The sequence below is a fragment of the Haloarcula japonica DSM 6131 genome, from assembly GCF_000336635.1.
In the GTDB taxonomy this organism is placed as follows: domain Archaea; phylum Halobacteriota; class Halobacteria; order Halobacteriales; family Haloarculaceae; genus Haloarcula; species Haloarcula japonica.
On sequence record NZ_AOLY01000007.1, the window covers coordinates 230,377 to 247,148 of the forward strand.

The 16,772-nt window shown below is 66.8% G+C and carries 20 protein-coding genes; 9 read left to right on the forward strand and 11 right to left on the reverse strand.

What is annotated here, in order from left to right:
- Positions 1 to 113: 113 nt before the first annotated feature.
- The 3 genes from C444_RS04390 to C444_RS04400 are packed head-to-tail and all read right to left on the reverse strand — an operon-like array spanning position 114 to position 2,974.
- Positions 114 to 671 (reverse strand): hypothetical protein, encoded by a 558-nt coding sequence (locus C444_RS04390; protein WP_004591183.1) that lies wholly within the window; start codon positions 669 to 671, stop codon positions 114 to 116.
- Positions 668 to 1,435: a nucleotide-binding protein gene (locus C444_RS04395; protein ID WP_004591184.1), complete on the reverse strand. Its 768-nt coding sequence runs from the start codon at positions 1,433 to 1,435 to the stop codon at positions 668 to 670. Before C444_RS04395 ends, C444_RS04390 begins: the two co-directional genes overlap by 4 nt.
- Positions 1,436 to 1,495: 60 nt before the next feature.
- A complete protein-coding gene (locus C444_RS04400; RefSeq protein ID WP_004591185.1) occupies positions 1,496 to 2,974 on the reverse strand; it encodes a cobyric acid synthase in 1,479 nt (492 codons plus the stop codon).
- Positions 2,975 to 3,049: 75 nt separating this feature from the next.
- Between C444_RS04400 and C444_RS04405 the strand changes: the two genes are divergently transcribed.
- Positions 3,050 to 3,319, forward strand: a complete 270-nt coding sequence (locus tag C444_RS04405; RefSeq protein ID WP_004591186.1) for a hypothetical protein — start codon at positions 3,050 to 3,052, stop codon at positions 3,317 to 3,319.
- A gap of 21 nt (positions 3,320 to 3,340) precedes the next feature.
- Here C444_RS04405 and C444_RS04410 read toward each other — a convergent pair whose 3' ends face one another.
- The 7 genes from C444_RS04410 to C444_RS04440 form a co-directional block, all read right to left on the reverse strand.
- On the reverse strand, positions 3,341 to 3,991 hold the full coding sequence (locus C444_RS04410; RefSeq protein ID WP_004591187.1) for a cob(I)yrinic acid a,c-diamide adenosyltransferase: 651 nt from the start codon (positions 3,989 to 3,991) through the stop codon (positions 3,341 to 3,343).
- Positions 3,992 to 4,060: 69 nt separating this feature from the next.
- Positions 4,061 to 4,777, reverse strand: a complete 717-nt coding sequence (locus tag C444_RS04415) for an adenosylcobinamide amidohydrolase (protein ID WP_004591188.1) — start codon at positions 4,775 to 4,777, stop codon at positions 4,061 to 4,063.
- The gene (locus C444_RS04420) at positions 4,770 to 5,828 is read right to left on the reverse strand and encodes a threonine-phosphate decarboxylase (protein WP_004591189.1); all 1,059 of its coding nucleotides are present in this window, start codon (positions 5,826 to 5,828) and stop codon (positions 4,770 to 4,772) included. The genes C444_RS04415 and C444_RS04420 overlap by 8 nt, the downstream gene beginning before the upstream one ends.
- A 57-nt stretch (positions 5,829 to 5,885) precedes the next feature.
- Positions 5,886 to 6,425, reverse strand: coding sequence for an NTP transferase domain-containing protein (locus tag C444_RS04425; RefSeq protein ID WP_004591190.1), 540 nt, complete (start codon positions 6,423 to 6,425; stop codon positions 5,886 to 5,888).
- The gene (gene cobS / locus C444_RS04430; protein WP_004591191.1) at positions 6,425 to 7,228 is read right to left on the reverse strand and encodes an adenosylcobinamide-GDP ribazoletransferase; all 804 of its coding nucleotides are present in this window, start codon (positions 7,226 to 7,228) and stop codon (positions 6,425 to 6,427) included. The genes C444_RS04425 and cobS overlap by 1 nt, the downstream gene beginning before the upstream one ends.
- Complete coding sequence (locus tag C444_RS04435) at positions 7,219 to 8,142, reverse strand: CobD/CbiB family cobalamin biosynthesis protein (RefSeq protein WP_004591192.1); 924 nt, start codon at positions 8,140 to 8,142, stop codon at positions 7,219 to 7,221. Before C444_RS04435 ends, cobS begins: the two co-directional genes overlap by 10 nt.
- Positions 8,136 to 8,774: an HAD family hydrolase gene (locus tag C444_RS04440; protein ID WP_004591193.1), complete on the reverse strand. Its 639-nt coding sequence runs from the start codon at positions 8,772 to 8,774 to the stop codon at positions 8,136 to 8,138. The genes C444_RS04435 and C444_RS04440 overlap by 7 nt, the downstream gene beginning before the upstream one ends.
- Positions 8,775 to 8,970: 196 nt before the next feature.
- On the opposite strand from C444_RS04440, the gene C444_RS04445 reads away from it, so the two are divergent.
- Both C444_RS04445 and speB read left to right on the forward strand, forming a co-directional pair.
- On the forward strand, positions 8,971 to 9,351 hold the full coding sequence (locus C444_RS04445; protein ID WP_004515075.1) for a translation initiation factor IF-5A: 381 nt from the start codon (positions 8,971 to 8,973) through the stop codon (positions 9,349 to 9,351).
- Positions 9,352 to 9,353: 2 nt separating this feature from the next.
- Positions 9,354 to 10,157 (forward strand): agmatinase, encoded by an 804-nt coding sequence (speB, locus tag C444_RS04450; RefSeq protein WP_004591194.1) that lies wholly within the window; start codon positions 9,354 to 9,356, stop codon positions 10,155 to 10,157.
- 36 nt (positions 10,158 to 10,193) lie between these two features.
- On the opposite strand, the gene C444_RS04455 is transcribed toward speB, so the two are convergent.
- The gene (locus C444_RS04455) at positions 10,194 to 11,219 is read right to left on the reverse strand and encodes an amidohydrolase family protein (RefSeq protein WP_004591195.1); all 1,026 of its coding nucleotides are present in this window, start codon (positions 11,217 to 11,219) and stop codon (positions 10,194 to 10,196) included.
- A gap of 104 nt (positions 11,220 to 11,323) precedes the next feature.
- Here C444_RS04455 and C444_RS04460 point away from each other — a divergent pair, with 104 nt between their 5' ends.
- From C444_RS04460 to C444_RS04485, 6 genes are all read left to right on the forward strand, one after another.
- Positions 11,324 to 12,295 carry an alpha/beta fold hydrolase gene (locus tag C444_RS04460; protein WP_004591196.1) on the forward strand — a complete coding sequence of 324 codons (972 nt, stop codon included), beginning with the start codon at positions 11,324 to 11,326 and terminating at the stop codon, positions 12,293 to 12,295.
- Positions 12,296 to 12,432: 137 nt separating this feature from the next.
- Positions 12,433 to 13,182, forward strand: a complete 750-nt coding sequence (locus tag C444_RS04465) for a hypothetical protein (RefSeq protein WP_004591197.1) — start codon at positions 12,433 to 12,435, stop codon at positions 13,180 to 13,182.
- Between the two features lie 51 nt (positions 13,183 to 13,233).
- Positions 13,234 to 14,001 carry a Nif3-like dinuclear metal center hexameric protein gene (locus C444_RS04470; protein ID WP_004591198.1) on the forward strand — a complete coding sequence of 256 codons (768 nt, stop codon included), beginning with the start codon at positions 13,234 to 13,236 and terminating at the stop codon, positions 13,999 to 14,001.
- Between the two features lie 4 nt (positions 14,002 to 14,005).
- A complete protein-coding gene (locus C444_RS04475; RefSeq protein ID WP_004591199.1) occupies positions 14,006 to 14,569 on the forward strand; it encodes a SprT-like domain-containing protein in 564 nt (187 codons plus the stop codon).
- A gap of 60 nt (positions 14,570 to 14,629) precedes the next feature.
- Positions 14,630 to 15,637, forward strand: coding sequence for a deoxyhypusine synthase (locus C444_RS04480; RefSeq protein WP_004591200.1), 1,008 nt, complete (start codon positions 14,630 to 14,632; stop codon positions 15,635 to 15,637).
- A gap of 117 nt (positions 15,638 to 15,754) precedes the next feature.
- A complete protein-coding gene (locus C444_RS04485; RefSeq protein WP_004591201.1) occupies positions 15,755 to 16,756 on the forward strand; it encodes a glycerophosphodiester phosphodiesterase in 1,002 nt (333 codons plus the stop codon).
- Positions 16,757 to 16,772: the final 16 nt, after the last annotated feature.

The window sequence follows — 16,772 nt, forward strand, 5'->3', positions numbered from 1 at the left end:
ACGATTCGTCTTCGGAGTGAAACCGGGCCGTGTCGTGACGTACACACTGAAGACCTGTCGCGAAGCAGACCGATAGCGTCAGTAGTGTATCGAACCCTATCTAAGCGAAGCCGTCAGAAATCCCACTCTTGTGCGCGTTCGCGGGCCTCTGAGCGCGCCTGCTGTTTGATAGCCTCGATCTTCTCCGCATCGTCGAGAAACGCTTCGACGGCGCTCTGTTCGGCGGTTCCGTCCCCGGGTACTGCCGCGTCGCCGTCGCCCATCGCTGACAGCCGCTCGTCGGGGGCCGCCCGTCGCGTACTGTCGGCCAGCGCCGGGTCCCCGCCCAGCCGCTCGGCGGGCATCCCCGGAGGAACCTGCAGCTCACCCGCTCCGTGAGCCGATTCGAGGTCGGCGGCGTCGAGCGCGTACAGCGAGACGTGGTACGGCCCGGGGACGGCGAGGTCCGCGAGCGCTGGCGGCCCGCCACGGTCCGTTCCGGTGTGGTAGGCCAGCACGGGGACGCCGTCGGTAAACGTGATGACGCCCCGTCCCTCGCCGTCGAGCAGGAGCGTCTCCTGGGACTCGAAGACGGCGTAGCCGGTCAGTTCGCGGTCGAGTACGTCGGCGAGCGTGTCCCGCAGGTCCGTGACGACGCGGGACTTGTCGAGTCGGCCGCGGGGCAACTTCATAGTGACTCGGGGATAACGGCGCTCTGGAACCGGTCGGCGGCGTCGGCGGCCGCTCCATTCCGCACGGTAAGCGATTCGGCGGCTTCTCGGTAGGCTGACGCCGCCTCGCATTCGGGTGCGTGGGCAAGCAGCGGCCGCCCGGCCCGCCGTGCCTCACGTGCCCGCTCGCTCTCAGGGACCGACGCGAGTGTCGGGCCGTCGAAGTACCGCTCGGTCTTCTCCGAGACTTGCTCGATGGATTCGGACTCCCGGACCTTGTTGAACAGGAGGCCCGCCACGTCCGTGTCGTAGGTCGTCGCGTACTCCTGAACCTTTAGCCCGTCCGAGATAGCAGGAATCGTCGGCTGGAGGACGACCACGATACGGTCAGCCAGCACGATTGGGAGGACGGCGGTCCGGCTGTCGAGCGCCGGCGGCGAATCAAGCAGGATGATATCAGTGTCTTTCGCAAGCGTCGCAACTACGTCTCGAAGCCGGTCTGGGTCGGCGTCCCTGAAGCCGTCGAGGCTCGTGCCACAGGGAACGACGGTCAGACCGAACCGGTCATACGTAGCCGCCTCGACGGGCGCGTCGTCAGCTAGGACGTCATGCAGCGTCGTCTCCGCGTCGGACAGACCGGCATGAAAGAGGAGGTTCGCCATCCCCGTGTCGGCATCGACCACCGTCACGTCGTAGCGGTCGGACAGCGCCATCCCGAGGGCGACGGTGCTCGTCGTCTTGCCAGTCCCGCCCTTCCCACTGGCGACCGCGAACACTTCGACCATTGGGGAATATTGCGAACTAGCTGTATATAAATTTCCGGGAGTTAGTAGAGTATCAAACACTCACCGGTCGGGCAGTCCGAGCGGTCCCAAGTCGACGTGGTCGACGATGAGACCGGCCGCGCGTTCGTACGGGTCGCCGGATGTCGCTCTGCTTCCCGCTGGCGGGTCGATACCGGCGGCCTCGAACGCGTTTCGCACGAAGGCATCGCGGGCGACTTCATTGTTGAAGAGGTCGTGGAGGTACGTCCCCAGAACGACGTCGGTCGCCGCCCCGTCGCCGTCGAACGGGCGGGCCGCCTCGCCGGTCAGCGCCGAGTCGCCCATGTGAATCTCGTAGCCCTCGACGGTCCCGCTCGCCCCGGAGAGCGGGCCGACGCCGTCGAGGTCCCGCTCCACGTGCTCGACCGTCTTTGTCTCGCTGAACTCAGTCGTCACCGGGAGCAATCCCAGGCCCTCGACGCGGTCCGAATCGCCGGTTCCCTCGATGTCGGCGTTCGTGATTGCCTCGCCGAGCATCTGGTAACCGCCACAGAGGCCGACGACGGGACCGTCGAACGCTCGGAGGCGGTCGCCAAAGTCCGCGTCGGCCAGTGCCAGCAGGTCGTCGACCGTGTTCTTACTCCCCGGAAGGACTACCGCGTCGGCGTCAGCAAGGGAGGCGTCGGGCGGAACGTAGGCCACCCTGACGCCGGGTTCGCGGGCGAGTGGCTCCAGGTCGGTGAAATTCGAGATTCGCGGGAGCCGCGGGACAGCGACGGTGATGCTATCGCCGTCGGGAACGCCGTCATCGTGGCCCACGACGGACCGCTCGCCGACCGGCGGCAGCGCGACACTGTCCTCCTCAGGGAGGCCCGGGTCGTCGTACGGCAGCACGCCGAGGACGGGGACGCCGGTCCGTTCCTCGAACTCCTGAATCCCGGGGTCAAGCAGCGCTCGGTCGCCGCGGAACTTCGTGATGACCGCGCCGGCCACCTGGTCCCGGATGTCGTCGGGGACCAGTTCGAGCGTGCCGACGAGCGAGGCGAACACGCCGCCGCGCTCGATGTCGGCGACGAGCAGTATCTCGGCGTCGGCGAAGCGCGCGGTCTCGACGTTCGCTAGGTCGCGGTCGTGGAGGTTGATCTCGGCGATCGAGCCCGCGCCCTCGGCGGCGATGACGTCGTGGTCCCGAGAGAGGCGCTCGTGGGCTGCTCGGGCGGTCTCCAGCGCGTCCCTCCAGTGCTCGTCGTAGTATCCCCGGGCTTCGAAATGCCCGACTGCCTCGCCGTCCAGAATGAGTTGCGACTCGCCGTCGCCCCGCGGTTTCAACAGGACCGGATTGTGGTCGGTCGACGGCGCGACGCCGGCCGCGCGAGCCTGGACGTATTGCGAGACGCCGACCTCGCCGCCCGGCGTCGCCCGGGCGTTGTTGCTCATGTTCTGGGCCTTGAACGGTGCGACCGAGACGCCACAGTCGGCCAGATAGCGACAGAGCCCGGCCGCGACGGTCGACTTGCCGACGTGGCTGGCCGTCCCTGCGACCAGCAGCGTATGAGCCATCGGGCAGTGCTGGGACCGCCGCGAACATCAGTGATTCGGCAGAGGTTCTTTGTCTCGGCTCGCCGAGTTCTGTCCGTGACCGACGAGCGTCTTCAGGCGCTACACGAACACCTCGCCGAAACCGGGGAGCAGCCGGTCGAACGAACGGCCAGCCGCTGGCTCGGGGAGGCGGAGGCTGTCGCCGCCGACATTGCTGAGGGTGATATTTCCGATGACGTGCTAACCGAGCGGCTGACGACCGTCGACCACATTCTATCACAGGTCGACAGCACTGCCGATGCCGTTGCCGATGACCACGTCGAAGCGGCCCGCGAAATTGTCGATGCCCTGCTGGAGGAGCAGTAACTCCGTTTGGAGGTGCCGTACCTAGAACTCCGTGCCCTTCCGCGCGCCCTGCCCGGCGTCGATGGGGTGTTTCTCCTTGTTGACCGCCGTAATGAGGTCCGCGTGGTCGCTCAGGAACTCGGGGCGCTCGTGGCCGCCCGTGAGGACGAGTTCGAGGTCTTCGGGCTTGGACTCGACAAGTCCAATCACGTCTTCGGGATCGACGAGGTCGCGGTTCGCGGCGTAGAGAACTTCGTCGAGGACGAGCATGTTGACCCCCTCCTCCGGCGGGCCGTCGGCGTCCTGTGGCGTCGAGAGGTCGGCGTCGGCGCTGGCCTGAATGATCTCCCGAGCGCGGTCCAGTGCCCCCATGGCACGGGCCTCGTGCTCGTCGTCCTCGCTCCCGTCGAGGAAGCCGTGCCAGCCGTAGTGGCCGGCGTTCTCGTAGGAAAACCCCGGTAGCGCAGCGATAGCGTTGTACTCGCCGCGCACGTCCTCGACGGTGCTGGTCCCGCCTTTCATGAACTGCAGGAGGTGGACGCGGTAGCCGTGACCGACGGCACGGGTCGCCATTCCGAGCGCCGCCGTCGTCTTGCCCTTGCCGTCGCCCCACCAGACCTGTACCAGCCCGAACTCCTCGGGCGCGCTCGGACTGATCGGCTCGGCGGCCGGTCCGGCCGTATTGTCACTCATACCCGTCTGTTCGATTGGATTCTGTTTAGCCGTTTGGACTCCGTGACCGTCATGTGATACACCGACCCCTCACGGCTCGAAGACCTCGGTATCCCGGTCGGTGACGACTCCGTATTCCGCGCCGTCGACGGTCGGCAGGGCGTCGCCACCGTAGCGGGCGGCCAGACTCGTCCTGATAGCGTCGCGGACACAGACGCGGGTAGCAGCCCCGATTTCGGTCGCACTCCCGGCAAAAGACGCGCGTTCAGCGCTCGGGACACAGCCGACGATGGCCGCGTCCGATGTGGTTCCGGGGACGCCCGCCGCGTCCAACAGCGTCGCGGCCTTCGCCTCGACAGCAGTGGCGAGCAGCGTCGCCAGCGCGCCGTCGTCCAGTTTCCGGTCGGCCCCGACGACGAGATTGACCGTGCCGGGACGCCAGTCGGGGCTGTCTGCCGGATTCGACGCGGTCCCGTCGGCATCGTCCGCTGTCTCTGCTGCTGACATCGGCAACGCTGCGGGGTTCGAGAGGCCCGCTGTCGCCAGCACCGACACCGGACCACTCCGGGCACAACGGGCGTGCTCCATGTGAACGCCCGTGAGCAGCGCAGGGCCGACCGGGAAGCCGGTCGCGGAGAGCCGTTCCGCGCGGTAGGCGTCGAGGTCGGTCCGCTCGAACCCATCGGGAACGGTGACGTTATAGACGGCATCGGAGTGCTGATACCCGCCGTCCCACGCCGTCGAGAGCCAGCGGGCACCCTCGCGGCGAATCTGGCAGACGCCATCTCGAACGGTCGTCTCAAACATCCAGCGCGTCCAGCAGCCGGTCGTTCTCTCCGGGGGCTCTGACGGCGACGCGGATGTGCGAGTCCAGCCCGCGGAACGTCCGGGCGTCCCGGAGCGCGATACCGCTCTCGCGTGCAGCGGCCAGAATATCGTCGACGGACCCGTCAGCGTCGCTGACTGCCAACAACAGGAACGGCGCATCGGAGGGATACACGTCGAACCGCGTCGCCAACCGCTCCTGCATGCGGGCTCGCTCCTCGGCGACGCGGGCCTTCGTCTCGGCGACGAACTCGGCCTGGCCGTAGCAGTGTGCGCCGACCGCGGCCGCGGCGGCGCTCATCGACCAGGCGCGTCGCGCAGTGGCGAGTTGGTCCCCGGCGTCGCCCGTCCCGACAGCATAGCCCATCCGGATGCCGGGGAGGCCGAACAGCTTCGTCAGCGAGCGCGCGACGATGACGCCATCACGGCCCGCCAGTGACTGCTCGTCGGTAAAGCCGAGAAACGCCTCGTCGACCAGCAGTGTCGTCCCGGCATCGAGACAGTCATCGGCGAAGGCCCGGAGCGCCGACGGGTCGGCGGCCTCGCCGGTCGGATTGTTCGGGTTGCAGACGATGGCGAGCGCGTGACCGTCCGGATCAACGGTCAGTAGCTCGTCGTGTGGGACGAACTCCGGCGTCCCGCCCTGAAGCCGGACCTCGCGGGCGTACTCGCCGAAACTGGGATACGGTACGAGGACGCTATCGCCCGCACGGACCGTCGTCTGAATCGTGAGGCGTATGGCTTCGAGGCCGCCGGCCGTGGGTATCACCTGTGCCGGGTCGCAGTCGACGAAGGCTGCCGCGGCCTCGCGGAACGCGGGGTAGTCGTCGGCCGGATACGAGCGAGCGGGCTCGAACGCGTTCTGGTACGTCTCCGCGGCGTCTGGCGGAACGCGGGGGTTCGTGTTCGCGCTGAAATCCAGCAGGTCCGGATCGTCGCTGCTGCCGTGTGGCACGCGCCCGTCCGGACCGATGGCGTCCCCGGCACCGTCGCCGCCACTCGCCCGCAAGCCCTCGACCGAATCAGGGTCCATTGACAGGGGCTACGGCCGGCGGTGTGGAGAAAGTTTCGCGGTGTCCACTGTCTGTGGTTACAGCCACTGTTCCGCCACGCGCGCGTCAGCGAGCGTGTTGACGTTAACTGCGACACGTCGGTCCCGCGTGCGCCAGATGTCGTCTGGGCCGTCGCCGACGACGTTGACGCCCGTCGGCGCGACTTCCCGGTCGCCGTCCTCAAACGTCGTGTCGTCGCTGACGCCGAGCCCGCGCTTCAGCGAGGCTGGGACCAGAACCGACAGTGAGCCCCCGCTGTGCTCGTCGAGCACGCGGTCGACTATCTCGCCGTCGAGCAGCGGCAGGTCAGCGGCGACGGTCAGCACCGGCCGGGAGAGTCTGTCGTCGGCCAGCGCCGCGTCGAGGTCCGCGACGTACCCTTTACCCGGCGTTTCGATGCAGGGAACATTCAGACGTGATTGTGTTTCCGGTGCGTTCGGCGAGGTTGCGGCGACAATTCGTTCGACGCCACTATTTTCGAGTGCGCCGACGACCCGGTCGACCATTGGAACACCGCCGACGCGAAAGAGCGGTTTCTCGCCCTCAATGTCGAGCCGCGTCCCTCGCCCTCCACACATCACCAAGGCATCCACGTGAGCACCCCCCAGTCGACCAGTGGTATCGACCAGATGCTACCGAACAGCGACCACACTGCGACGCCGACGTGGAGCGCGACGGCGCGCGTGAGTTCGTTGGCCGCGCCGAACACATCACCGCTGACGCCGCCCAGTCGCTGGTCGGCCCAGCGTGAGAGGCCAAGTGCCAGCAGCGGGCCGATGAGAACTGCGGCTACGGTCACCGGAACGGCGACCACGACAGCCGGGAGCGCGACAGCGAGTGAGCCGACGAGGTGGCGCGGGCCGTTGTCGTTGATGACCGTCGCGCCGAACCCTTCGTGGCTCGGGCGGCCGACGCAGGCCAGCGTCGCCATGGCGAGCTTCGCTCCCACCTCGGCGGCGAGGACCAGCGAAACGGCGACCAGCGGCGGAAGTCCGGCAACAGCTAGCGCGGCCAGTACGAGCGCGAGAAGGACGGTCCCCAGTGCGAGGACGGCCCCGACGCCGATAGTCGTGTCCCGCATCACGTCGCGGCGCTCGGCGGGGTCGCCGTGGACGACGGCGGCGTCTCCGAGGTCAGCGAGGCCGTCGGCGTGGTTGACGCCAGTGACGAGGACGACGCTCCCGAGGTATGCCGCGGCGACGACCGGGGCCGGGAGCAGACCGGCAGCGAGGAACGGGAGCGCGACGAGGCCGCCGACGACGTAGCCGGCCAGCGGGAACGCTGCCGGCGTCCCGACGAAGGCCTCCCATGCCCGCTCGCTGTGGCCGACCGGCAGCCGAGAGAGGAAGCCGAGGGCTCCCCGGACTGCGGTCAGAACCACGCGACCACCCCAAGGCCGGTCAGAAAATACGCCAGCACCCCGGCGACGCCGACCCGCGTGACGCTACGCTGGGCCGTCGCCACGTCAGGGAGGCCTCCCGCAGGGTTCAGGACGTACACGCCCGGCTTTTCGAGTCGAACGTCCATCGCCGCGGCGGCCGTCCCCATCGGCCACCCGGAGTTCGGCGAGGGGACGCCGTCCAGCCAGGACCGAGCGCGGGCCACTGATTGAGGCGACCCGCAGGCGAGGGCGAGCAGGAGCGCGCTCAGCCGGGCCGGCAGCCACATCACGGCGTCGTCGAGCCTCGCCGCGGGCGTCCCGACGCGTTTCGAGCGGTAGCCCAGCATCGAGTCCATCGTGTTGACGGCCTTGACCCACGCCGCTGCGCCGGCGGCGACGGGAAGCGCCGAGAGGCCGACACCTGTCGCGACCAGTCCACCCAGAACGAACGCGGCCAGCGACGCGACGAGGCCGTCGGCGAGGTTTTCAGACGTGCTTTCGACAGCGGCGCTCCGGATTTCACCCGGAGAGAGAGCGCTGGCGTCGCGACCGGCGAGTGCGAGTAGCCCGTCCCGAGCAGCCGGGAGGTCGGCGTCGCTATCGGCGATAACGCCCCGTGCGGTCGAAAGAAGACTGCGGAGGCTCGTGGTCAGGAACAGCGCGAGGCCGGCGAGCGCGACGGCGGCCAGCGGTTCGCGAGTGGCGGCGAGTGCGACGCTGCCACCGACGACGACAGCAACTCCGAGCGGCAACAGCGCCGCGGCAAGCGCTCCGACTGCAAGCGGGTGGTCCCACTCGCGGTCGACGGCCCCGACGAGCCGTCCGAACCACGCAACCGGATGTAAGCGGGTCGGCGGCTCACCGATTGCGAGTTCCAGTCCCCCGGCGACGGCCACGGCCAGCGCGCTTAACATAGCTCTCCTTCCCGGAGTTGTTCGGCTATCGCCGGTAGCGAATGGTCATCCAGCAGAATCGACCGTGCGCCCGCGCGGCCCGCGCCACCGTCCGTGCGGGCGTCGTCGCCGACGTGGACGAGGTCTGCAAGCCCCACGCCGAGCGCGTCAGCAGTCGATTCGAAGATATGTGGATTCGGTTTCCGCCAGCCACAGTCGACGCTGGTGACGACGGCGTCGAACTCGTGGCCGCTCCGGGTCTCGATAGCCGCCCGTTCCAGCGTTCGGTCGACCAGCCCCGGGACGCTGCAGTTCGAGCAGATAGCGACCGGCCCTCGCTGTGCTGCGGCCGCCAGTGCGTCGACGGCCCCGCCGCGGACTGTTACGGGGCTATCGAACGCGTCGAGGACGACCTCAGCTGCCGTCTCCTCAGTGACTTCGACCCCACGGCTGGCAAGCGCCAGCCGAACGTGCTCGTCCAGCGGCGCTTCCCGACCGCGGTCGTACTCGCGATGGGCCGAGCGGTAGGCGGCCTCCCAGTCGTCGGGCACCTGTACCGACCGCGCCGACAGCGCCGCCGCAACGGCGTCCCACGGCTCCGTCGGCCGGTCGACCGCGACGAGCGTCCCGAACAGGTCGAACGAGAGTGCCACACCTGTGTGGTTAGTGCAAGCTCACTTGAACTGTGGGGGTAGGACGGGAACGGTCGCAGCACGCGGCGTTGCCGTCGGGGCGTTCTGGGTGGGTGACTCACATCTCAGGCGAACACAGCTATAGAGTGGGAGTCGCGACGGGTCTGGCTTGAGGCATTCCAAACCGTTTATACCCAAACAGGGGTAATCCGGCGGTATGGCAAGAGAGCAGACCGAAGTTCGAGAGCTCGACGAAGGAAGCTACGTAATGATCGAGGACACGCCGTGTAAGATCAACTCCTATAGCACGGCCAAGCCGGGCAAGCACGGCAGTGCCAAGGCCCGAATCGACGCCAAGGGTGTCTTCGACGGGAAAAAGCGCTCGCTGTCCCAGCCCGTCGATGCGAAGGTCTGGGTCCCGATCGTCAACCGGAAGCAGGGCCAGGTCGTCTCGACCGACGGCAACGACGCCCAGGTCATGGACCTCGACACGTACGACACGTTCACGATGCGCGTCCCCGAAGACATCGACCTCCAGCCTGACGACGAGATCGAGTACCTCCAGTACGAGGAACAGCGCAAGATCACACGCTCGTAACGATGTTGCCCGGTGCGGGGGCCGACCGCGGGGCGGCCGACTACGCGCTTGTGGGCGCGCCACTTGATGCATCCACGTCGTTTCGCCCCGGCGCGCGGTTCGGCCCGCGCCGTATCCGCCAGTTCGGCCAACAGTTCGACGATTACGACCACCGCACCGACCAGCACTTCACTGATTGTTCCGTCTACGATCACGGCGATATCGGCCCGACAGCCGACGTCGCCGAGTACCTCACCTTCCTCCAGGGCACCCTCTCGGATTTCGATAGCGAGGGAGCCGTCCCGCTCCTCGTCGGCGGCGAACACACCGTCTCCGTCGCTGGTGTGCGCGCGCTCGATCCGGATGTGTTCGTCTGTCTGGACGCGCATCTGGACCTGCGTGAGTCCTACGCCGGCGACGAGTACTCCCACGCGACGGTGACTCGCCACGTGCTCTCGGTGGCCGACAAAGCAGTGGTGCTGGGCGCACGCACTGGTTCGGAAGCCGAGTGGGACCGCGCGAGCGAAGACGACGTGACCGTGGTCCCGCCGGAAGACGTGGCCGACTGGTCACCCGCGTTCGACGACGAGCGAGTGTATCTCTCCGTCGACATCGACGCCGCCGACCCCGGGTTTGCGCCGGGCACTGGGACACCGGAACCGTTCGGCCTCGAACCACGCGAGATGCACACCGTGGTCCGGGCCGTCGCACCCCACGCCGTCGGCGCCGATATCGTCGAGGTCAACGATTACGACGACGGCCAGGCGGCGACGCTGGCCGCGAAACTCCTTCGGGCGTTTGTGTTCGCCCACGCGGACCAGCACTGATTCCAAATATATCCGGGTCTATTCCTGCCGTCCGTTTCAGCAGATGACCTGGTCGATATCTAGCGGGGATGCCCGCCGGACGACTGCGTCAACCGGGTCGGCGACGGACGAGAGATTGTCCGAGTCACCGTCGAGGACCAGTAGCACGGCTCGACGGCCGGGTTCGATGACACCGCAGTCGAGGCCGACTGCTTCGGCTCCGGCGGTCGTCGCCATCTGTAGTACTGTCCGCGAGGAGAGGTCAAACGTCTTCGCGGTGTACTCCATTTCACGGAACATCGAGGGTGCGTTCAGCATTACATTATCAGTCCCGAGTGCCACGTCAGTGTACTTCAGCAGCGTCTCTATCGGCGGCCGGCCGACCCCGAGGACGCGGTTCGCACGAGGACAGACCGCGATAGGGACGTCCTGGTCGGCCACCCGTTCGAGATGTTCTGCTTCGGCATGGACCATGTGGACCAGCAGGTCCGGCTCCAGATCCAGCGCCGGGTGGATATCGGTGGCGTCCGGTTCGCCAGCGTGGATAGCGAACGGGACCTCACACTCCTCGGCGGCGGCCCGTTGGGCGGTGAAATCGTCGTCGTTCGCGCCGCTGGCACCGAACCCGTCGGCCACGTCAAGCACCGCGGAGTCGTCGCTCCCGAAGATGAAGTCCTCGATATCGAGCCCCGAAGCGGCCTCGCGGAGCGCACGCGCCCCGTTGACGCCGAACTCCCGGAAGTCGAGAAACGCCGCGGTACCGGTTCGCTCCATGAACCGGAGCGTGCGATGCATCGCTGTAATCAGCGTCTCGTCGTCGGCCGCTGCGATCTGCTGGTGTTTCAGACTATCCGGTGGAACTACTGCCTCCTCCAGGCCAAGACCGACAGCCGCCTCCTTTGCGACTGAGTCTCCAACGTGGGTGTGGGCGTTCACGAACGCCGGCAGGACAATGCGATTGTGGTCACTGTCGCGCTCAGACGTCTCCTCGATGGCAGTTATGTAGCCGTCCTCGACAACAACGCTGCCGTGGACCGGCTCAAACGACCGCCCGGCAAGGACGGTCCCCTCGATAGCCTCCATGTGGGAGCGAGGGAGCGGAGCTATATGTGTCTCACGGAGGCGCAATCAGGCACATAACACCGGGCCACGGTACACTGATACGCCCGGCGCTGGACAGTCCGGTCATGAGTGGCAGTACCACAGCTTCCGAGGACCGTGCCCTGTCGCCAGACGACTGGCCTCATCCAGCCGAACGCCGGTACGCGGATGCCCAGGCCCGTCTTGCCGACCACTACGACCTCGCTGTCGAGTCCAGAGTCGTCGAGACGGACGCCGCGGGTCGTGTTCACTATCTCGTCGGCGGGGACCCGGATGGCGACCCCGTCCTTTTGCTTCACGGCGTTGGGACGCCGGCGGCGACGTGGCTCCCCTTGTTCCCGGCGCTCACCGGCGAGTATCGCGTGTACGCTCCCGACCGGCCCGGTCTCGGCCTCTCGGCCGCGCCGAGCTATCGGGACCGAGACCTCCGGTCGTTTCTGGTCGCATACTTGCTGGAACTGCTCGACGACCTCGCTATCGACCGGCCCCACGTCGTCGGCAACTCCCACGGTGGCTTGCAGTCGTTCCTGCTCGCAATCGACCACGACCGCGTTGACCGACTGCAACTGGTCGGTGCGCCGGGCGGCGTCTCGCGGGACCTCCCGCTACTGTTCCGTCTGCTGACGGTTCGTGGCCTCAACCGCGTGTTGCTGTGGCTCCTCAGCCGTGGTGACCCAGTTGAGAACGCGAAGCAGTCGATGCAGCGGGTCAACGTCGTCGACGCCTCGGCGATACCGGACGCGTTCTACGAACTGCTCGCCGCCGGGCAGGACCTGCCGGGGCGAGAGGACAGCCAACGGTCGCTGGCGACCGCACAGGGCTCGTACGGCCGTGCCCATCCGTTGTTCGATATTCGGAACGAAATCGTGCGTATCGACCGCCCGACGCAGTTCGTCTGGGGAACGGAGGACGCCTTCTGGCCGCCCGATGTGGGCCGTCCCGTCGCCGAGAAGATGCCCGACGCCGAGTTCCACGAACGCCCGGCACACGGCCACACGCCGTGGGTGGAACCGGGCGGCGAAGTCGCTGAACTGGTCCGAGGGTTTCTCGACCGGTAAGTCGTATTCAATTTAATACAACGAATACACGGAGATGCAGGTAGTCCCGCCCGGACCGATAGTGTCGCCAGGGCCTTTCCACACGGCGTCGGTGAGCCAAGAGGTCATTTATTAAACGGGCCGTCGTTCTTGCGGGCATGGACCAGCTATCGTCGTGTTACTTCTGCGGTGGCGCGCTCGATGTCTCGCTCTCCAAGTATCCGATTATCCCGAAATCGCTGGACCCGGAAGCCGAGAAACAGGGAACCGTCGTACTCTGCTCGACCTGCCGGGAGAAGCTCGCAACCATCGTCGAACCGGCTGTCGAGGCGGCGAAGGCCGACGCCCGCGAGACGGCGGAGACGACTGGCGATGCTGGGACAACGGAGCCGCCGGGACTGCTGGACGAATCCGAGACGCCGACGACCGATGAGCCGACAACCACCGACAGCGTGGTCGAGCCAACCGATGACGGCTCGCTGCTGGGCGAGGATGGTGCGAGCGTGGCGGAGCAGGACCCATCCGACCGGTCAGCGGCGACGGCGGACTCGACACCGGGGCCGGATGCGTCGGAAACGGCTGCGACGGACACCTCGAACGAACGAGCGGAGGGGACGGCAGCGACCGACGCTACGGGAGAGGCGACCGAGACTGGCAGCGGGGACACCGATAACAGCGGGAACGGCGACGACAGCGCCGACGGCCCCTCGCTGACGAAACTGGAGTACAACAAAGTGATGCGATTGCTCCAGAACCGCGAGATGCCGGTCGACCGCGCGGAAATCCGCGAGGTTGCGGTCAATGCCTACGACATCGATGGTGAGCAGTTCGACGCCATCATCGACGCCGCGGTGGACCGGGACCTCATCGGGCAGGCGAACGGCCAGCTGGTCGAGGCGGACGGGTAGCCAGACGCCGGTAGAGAAAAGCATACCACCGGTCATCTCGAAGCCCGCGGTATGAACGTCGGAGACATCGCGGCACGTCTTGACGATAGACTCGACATCGAGGCTTACGCTGACATCGACGCCAGTCCGAACGGCCTGCAGGTCGGGCCGGCGAGCCAACCGGTCGAACACGTCGCTTTCGCGGTGGATGCGGCCGTCGAGACTATCGACCGCGCAGCCGGGGCGGGCGCTGACCTGCTCGTGACCCACCACGGCATCGTCTGGGGCGGGATGGAGCGCGTGACTGAAACCAACTACCGCCGCGTCGCGCCGCTAATCGACAACGACCTCGCGCTGTACGTCGCCCACCTCCCGCTTGACGGCCATCAGTCGCTCGGCAACGCTGCCGGCGTCGCGGACCTGCTGGACCTCGACAATCGCGCGCCGTTCGGGTCGATGGGCGGCGAGCACATCGGACAGCGCGGGACCCTGGCAGAACCTCAGACAGTCTCCGAACTCACCGAAACCCTCGAAGGAAACGTAGATACTGGCGGACAGCCAGTGCAGGTACTGGATTTCGGCCCGTCTACTGTCGAAGATGTCGCCATCGTCACCGGCAGCGGCGTCGACTGGCTTCAGGAGGCAGTCGAGACGGACGCCGACGTGCTCATCACCGGTGAGGGGAAACAGAAGGCCTTCCACGAGGCGCGCGAGCAGGGAATCAACGTCGTCCTCGCCGGGCACTACGCGACGGAGACGTTCGGGGTCCAGTCGCTCCAGGCGGTCGCGGATGACTGGGGGCTGGAGACGACCTACATCGACTGCCCGACCGGCCTCTGAGGCGATGGGCGAACCTGTTTCGTACGAGGGCATCAAATCAGATGCGAACCTTATCGCTTGGTCGCGGCAGTACTGCCGGCGAGTCCGCCGCGAGTGGGGCGTCTCGGTCCGGTTCGACCTCGTCGACTGGGAAGTATCCCATCGAGCCAAGCGTCGGGCCGCCGCGGTCAAGCGGCCGAAACTGGCCGACGCTACCGTCGGCGAGCCCTACGACTGGGACAGCCTCGACGGGAGCGACGGCCGCCCGGTCCCGTGTACGGTGTCGCTGACCTGGGACGCGTTTTCGACCTTCGACCGGGAAGCCTGGGAGGCGACGCTGCGCCACGAACTCATCCACGTCGAGCAGTACCAGCGTGACGGGACGACCGACCACGGGCGGGCCTTCCGAGACCGGGCCGATCAGCTCAACACCGACGTTCACTGTCCGGCCTTCACCGAGCCGAAGCACGTGCTCACCTGCGAGGCGTGTGGCGGCCTCGTCGCCCGTCGCTATCAGGACTGCAAGCTCGTCGAGCAACGCGAGCAGTACCGGTCGGACTGCTGTGGGGCGGCGCTGGAACTGGCCTGAGATGTCGAGGGCCGCGGCGAACCACGGCGTTGAAACCCGCCCGCGTTCGACTGCACAGCAATGAGCGACCACACCGACGAGCGGGAGACGTTCCACCACGACCCCATCGGGCACGCGGAGGCCCGGGCCGGCATGACTGTCGGCGAACTGGCTGACAGCTACGGCGAGGCCGGCATCGGCGCGAGCGACATCCACGAGGCCGTCGATATATACAGCGAGATGCTCGACGACGACGTGACGACCTTCTTCGGACTGGCCGGCGCGATGGTCCCGACCGGAATGCGGGCCATCGTCAGTGAACTCATCCGCGACGGCCACATCGACGTGCTCGTGACGACGGGCGCGAACTGTACCCACGACAGTATCGAGGCCATCGGCGGGAAGCACCACCACGGCGAAGTGACGCCCGAGGGCCGGACCGAGCGCGAACACGACGAGACGCTCCGTGACGAGGGCGTCGACCGCATCTACAACGTCTACCTCCCACAGGAGCATTTCGCCCTGTTCGAGAACCACCTCCGGGACGAGGTGTTCTCGACGCTGGAAGACGACGGAGCCGTCTCGATCCAGCGCATGACGGAAGAACTGGGCCGGGCCAACAGCGAGGTCAACGAACGCGAGGACGTACCCGAGGACGCCGGCGTACTGGCGGCGGCCTACGAGAACGACGTGCCGGTGTACTGCCCGGCGTTCCAGGACTCCGTGCTGGGCCTGCAGGCGTGGATGTACTCACAGACCAGTGAGTTCACGGTCGACGCGCTGGCGGACATGACCGACATCACGGACATCGCGTACGAGGCCGACAGCGCCGGCGCGATGGTCGTCGGTGGCGGCGTCCCGAAGAACTACGTCCTCCAGACAATGCTGGTCTCGCCCGACGCCTACGACTACGCCGTCCAGTTGACGATGGATCCCTCGAACACCGGTGGTCTCTCCGGCGCAACGCTCGACGAGGCCCGTTCGTGGGGGAAACTTGAAAAGGACGCCCGGAATGTCTCGGTGTATGCCGACGCGACGATTACACTCCCACTGGTCGTGGCCGCGGCCCGTGAGCGCCACAGTACGTAAGCCCGAGAACTTGGTCGGACACAGTTACACGCCTGATCGGCGGGAGCCGGTTCTACTGAGAAGCATATATTCCTCATATAAACGGTCTTTCACGACCGCTCGGCAGCGGTACTTAGTATGTCACAGCACATCGGTCGGCGGACGTTCGTCGAAGGAACGGCGGCGACGCTGGCGAGTTCCGGGATTGCGGGGAGCACAGCGGTACAGGAATCCGACGGCGGCGAGTCAGGAACTGATGACGCAACCGACACCGAGGGCGAAGAGATGACCGACGACACAACCCTTATTGCCCACCGCGGGTTCGCTGGCGTTTACCCGGAGAACACGGAACTGGCCGTCGAGGCGGCTTCGTTCGGCGGACCGGGAACGCAGACGGCCCACCGGCGTGCCGATATGGTCGAGGTCGATGTGGTGCCAACGGCCGACGGCACGCTGGTCACCTTCCACGACAACGGACTGGCCGAGCGCGACGGCGGTGAGCGCGGCCTGACCGACGCCGAGGGACTCGTCTTCGAGACAGACACCGATACCGTGACCAGCGCGACCGTCCTCGGCACTGGGGAGACGGTTCCGACGCTCGAAACGGTCATGGACGCGATTCCATCGAGCGTTGCTGTCAATCTGGAGTTCAAGAACCCCGGCAGCGAGGACCTGCGCTTCGCCGAGTCGCTGCCCGACCAGACAGTATCGACACAGCGAGAGCTGTGGCGGCCTTACACCGAGCGCACGCTCGACCTCGTCAGCGAGTACGACAACGATATTCTCGTCTCGTCGTTTTACGAGGCCGCCCTCGCAACTGTCCGTGAGTACGATGACTCAGTTCCTATTGCCTTCCTCTTCTGGGACAGCATCGAGGCGGGGCTGGAGGTCACCCGCCGCTACGACTGCGACGCGATGCACGTCCCCCGGAACATGGTTCAGGGAACGTCATTCTTCAACGACGGCGAGTCCATCGAGTCCGACCTGCGCGACATCGACCTCGTCGACATCGCCGACGATGAGGACCGGGACCTGAACGTCTGGACAGTCAGCACGTGGTACCAGGCCCGGGAACTGGTCCAGGCTGGCGTCGACGGACTCATTTCCGACTACCCCACTGTGCTCTCGGTTCAAGACTGACGAATGCCGATGCCGA

Excerpts from the sequence above, each read along its gene's own strand:
- C444_RS04390 (WP_004591183.1), bottom strand. The coding sequence starts at position 671 with ATGAAGTTGCCCCGCGGCCGACTCGACAAGTCCCGCGTCGTCACGGAC.
- C444_RS04395 (WP_004591184.1), bottom strand. The coding sequence starts at position 1,435 with ATGGTCGAAGTGTTCGCGGTCGCCAGTGGGAAGGGCGGGACTGGCAAG.
- C444_RS04400 (WP_004591185.1), bottom strand. The coding sequence starts at position 2,974 with ATGGCTCATACGCTGCTGGTCGCAGGGACGGCCAGCCACGTCGGCAAG.
- C444_RS04410 (WP_004591187.1), bottom strand. The coding sequence starts at position 3,991 with ATGAGTGACAATACGGCCGGACCGGCCGCCGAGCCGATCAGTCCGAGC.
- C444_RS04415 (WP_004591188.1), bottom strand. The coding sequence starts at position 4,777 with ATGTTTGAGACGACCGTTCGAGATGGCGTCTGCCAGATTCGCCGCGAG.
- C444_RS04420 (WP_004591189.1), bottom strand. The coding sequence starts at position 5,828 with ATGGACCCTGATTCGGTCGAGGGCTTGCGGGCGAGTGGCGGCGACGGT.
- C444_RS04425 (WP_004591190.1), bottom strand. The coding sequence starts at position 6,425 with ATGTGTGGAGGGCGAGGGACGCGGCTCGACATTGAGGGCGAGAAACCG.
- C444_RS04435 (WP_004591192.1), bottom strand. The coding sequence starts at position 8,142 with ATGTTAAGCGCGCTGGCCGTGGCCGTCGCCGGGGGACTGGAACTCGCA.
- C444_RS04445 (WP_004515075.1), top strand. The coding sequence starts at position 8,971 with ATGGCAAGAGAGCAGACCGAAGTTCGAGAGCTCGACGAAGGAAGCTAC.
- speB (WP_004591194.1), top strand. The coding sequence starts at position 9,354 with ATGTTGCCCGGTGCGGGGGCCGACCGCGGGGCGGCCGACTACGCGCTT.
- C444_RS04455 (WP_004591195.1), bottom strand. The coding sequence starts at position 11,219 with ATGGAGGCTATCGAGGGGACCGTCCTTGCCGGGCGGTCGTTTGAGCCG.
- C444_RS04460 (WP_004591196.1), top strand. The coding sequence starts at position 11,324 with ATGAGTGGCAGTACCACAGCTTCCGAGGACCGTGCCCTGTCGCCAGAC.
- C444_RS04465 (WP_004591197.1), top strand. The coding sequence starts at position 12,433 with ATGGACCAGCTATCGTCGTGTTACTTCTGCGGTGGCGCGCTCGATGTC.
- C444_RS04470 (WP_004591198.1), top strand. The coding sequence starts at position 13,234 with ATGAACGTCGGAGACATCGCGGCACGTCTTGACGATAGACTCGACATC.
- C444_RS04475 (WP_004591199.1), top strand. The coding sequence starts at position 14,006 with ATGGGCGAACCTGTTTCGTACGAGGGCATCAAATCAGATGCGAACCTT.
- C444_RS04480 (WP_004591200.1), top strand. The coding sequence starts at position 14,630 with ATGAGCGACCACACCGACGAGCGGGAGACGTTCCACCACGACCCCATC.
- C444_RS04485 (WP_004591201.1), top strand. The coding sequence starts at position 15,755 with ATGTCACAGCACATCGGTCGGCGGACGTTCGTCGAAGGAACGGCGGCG.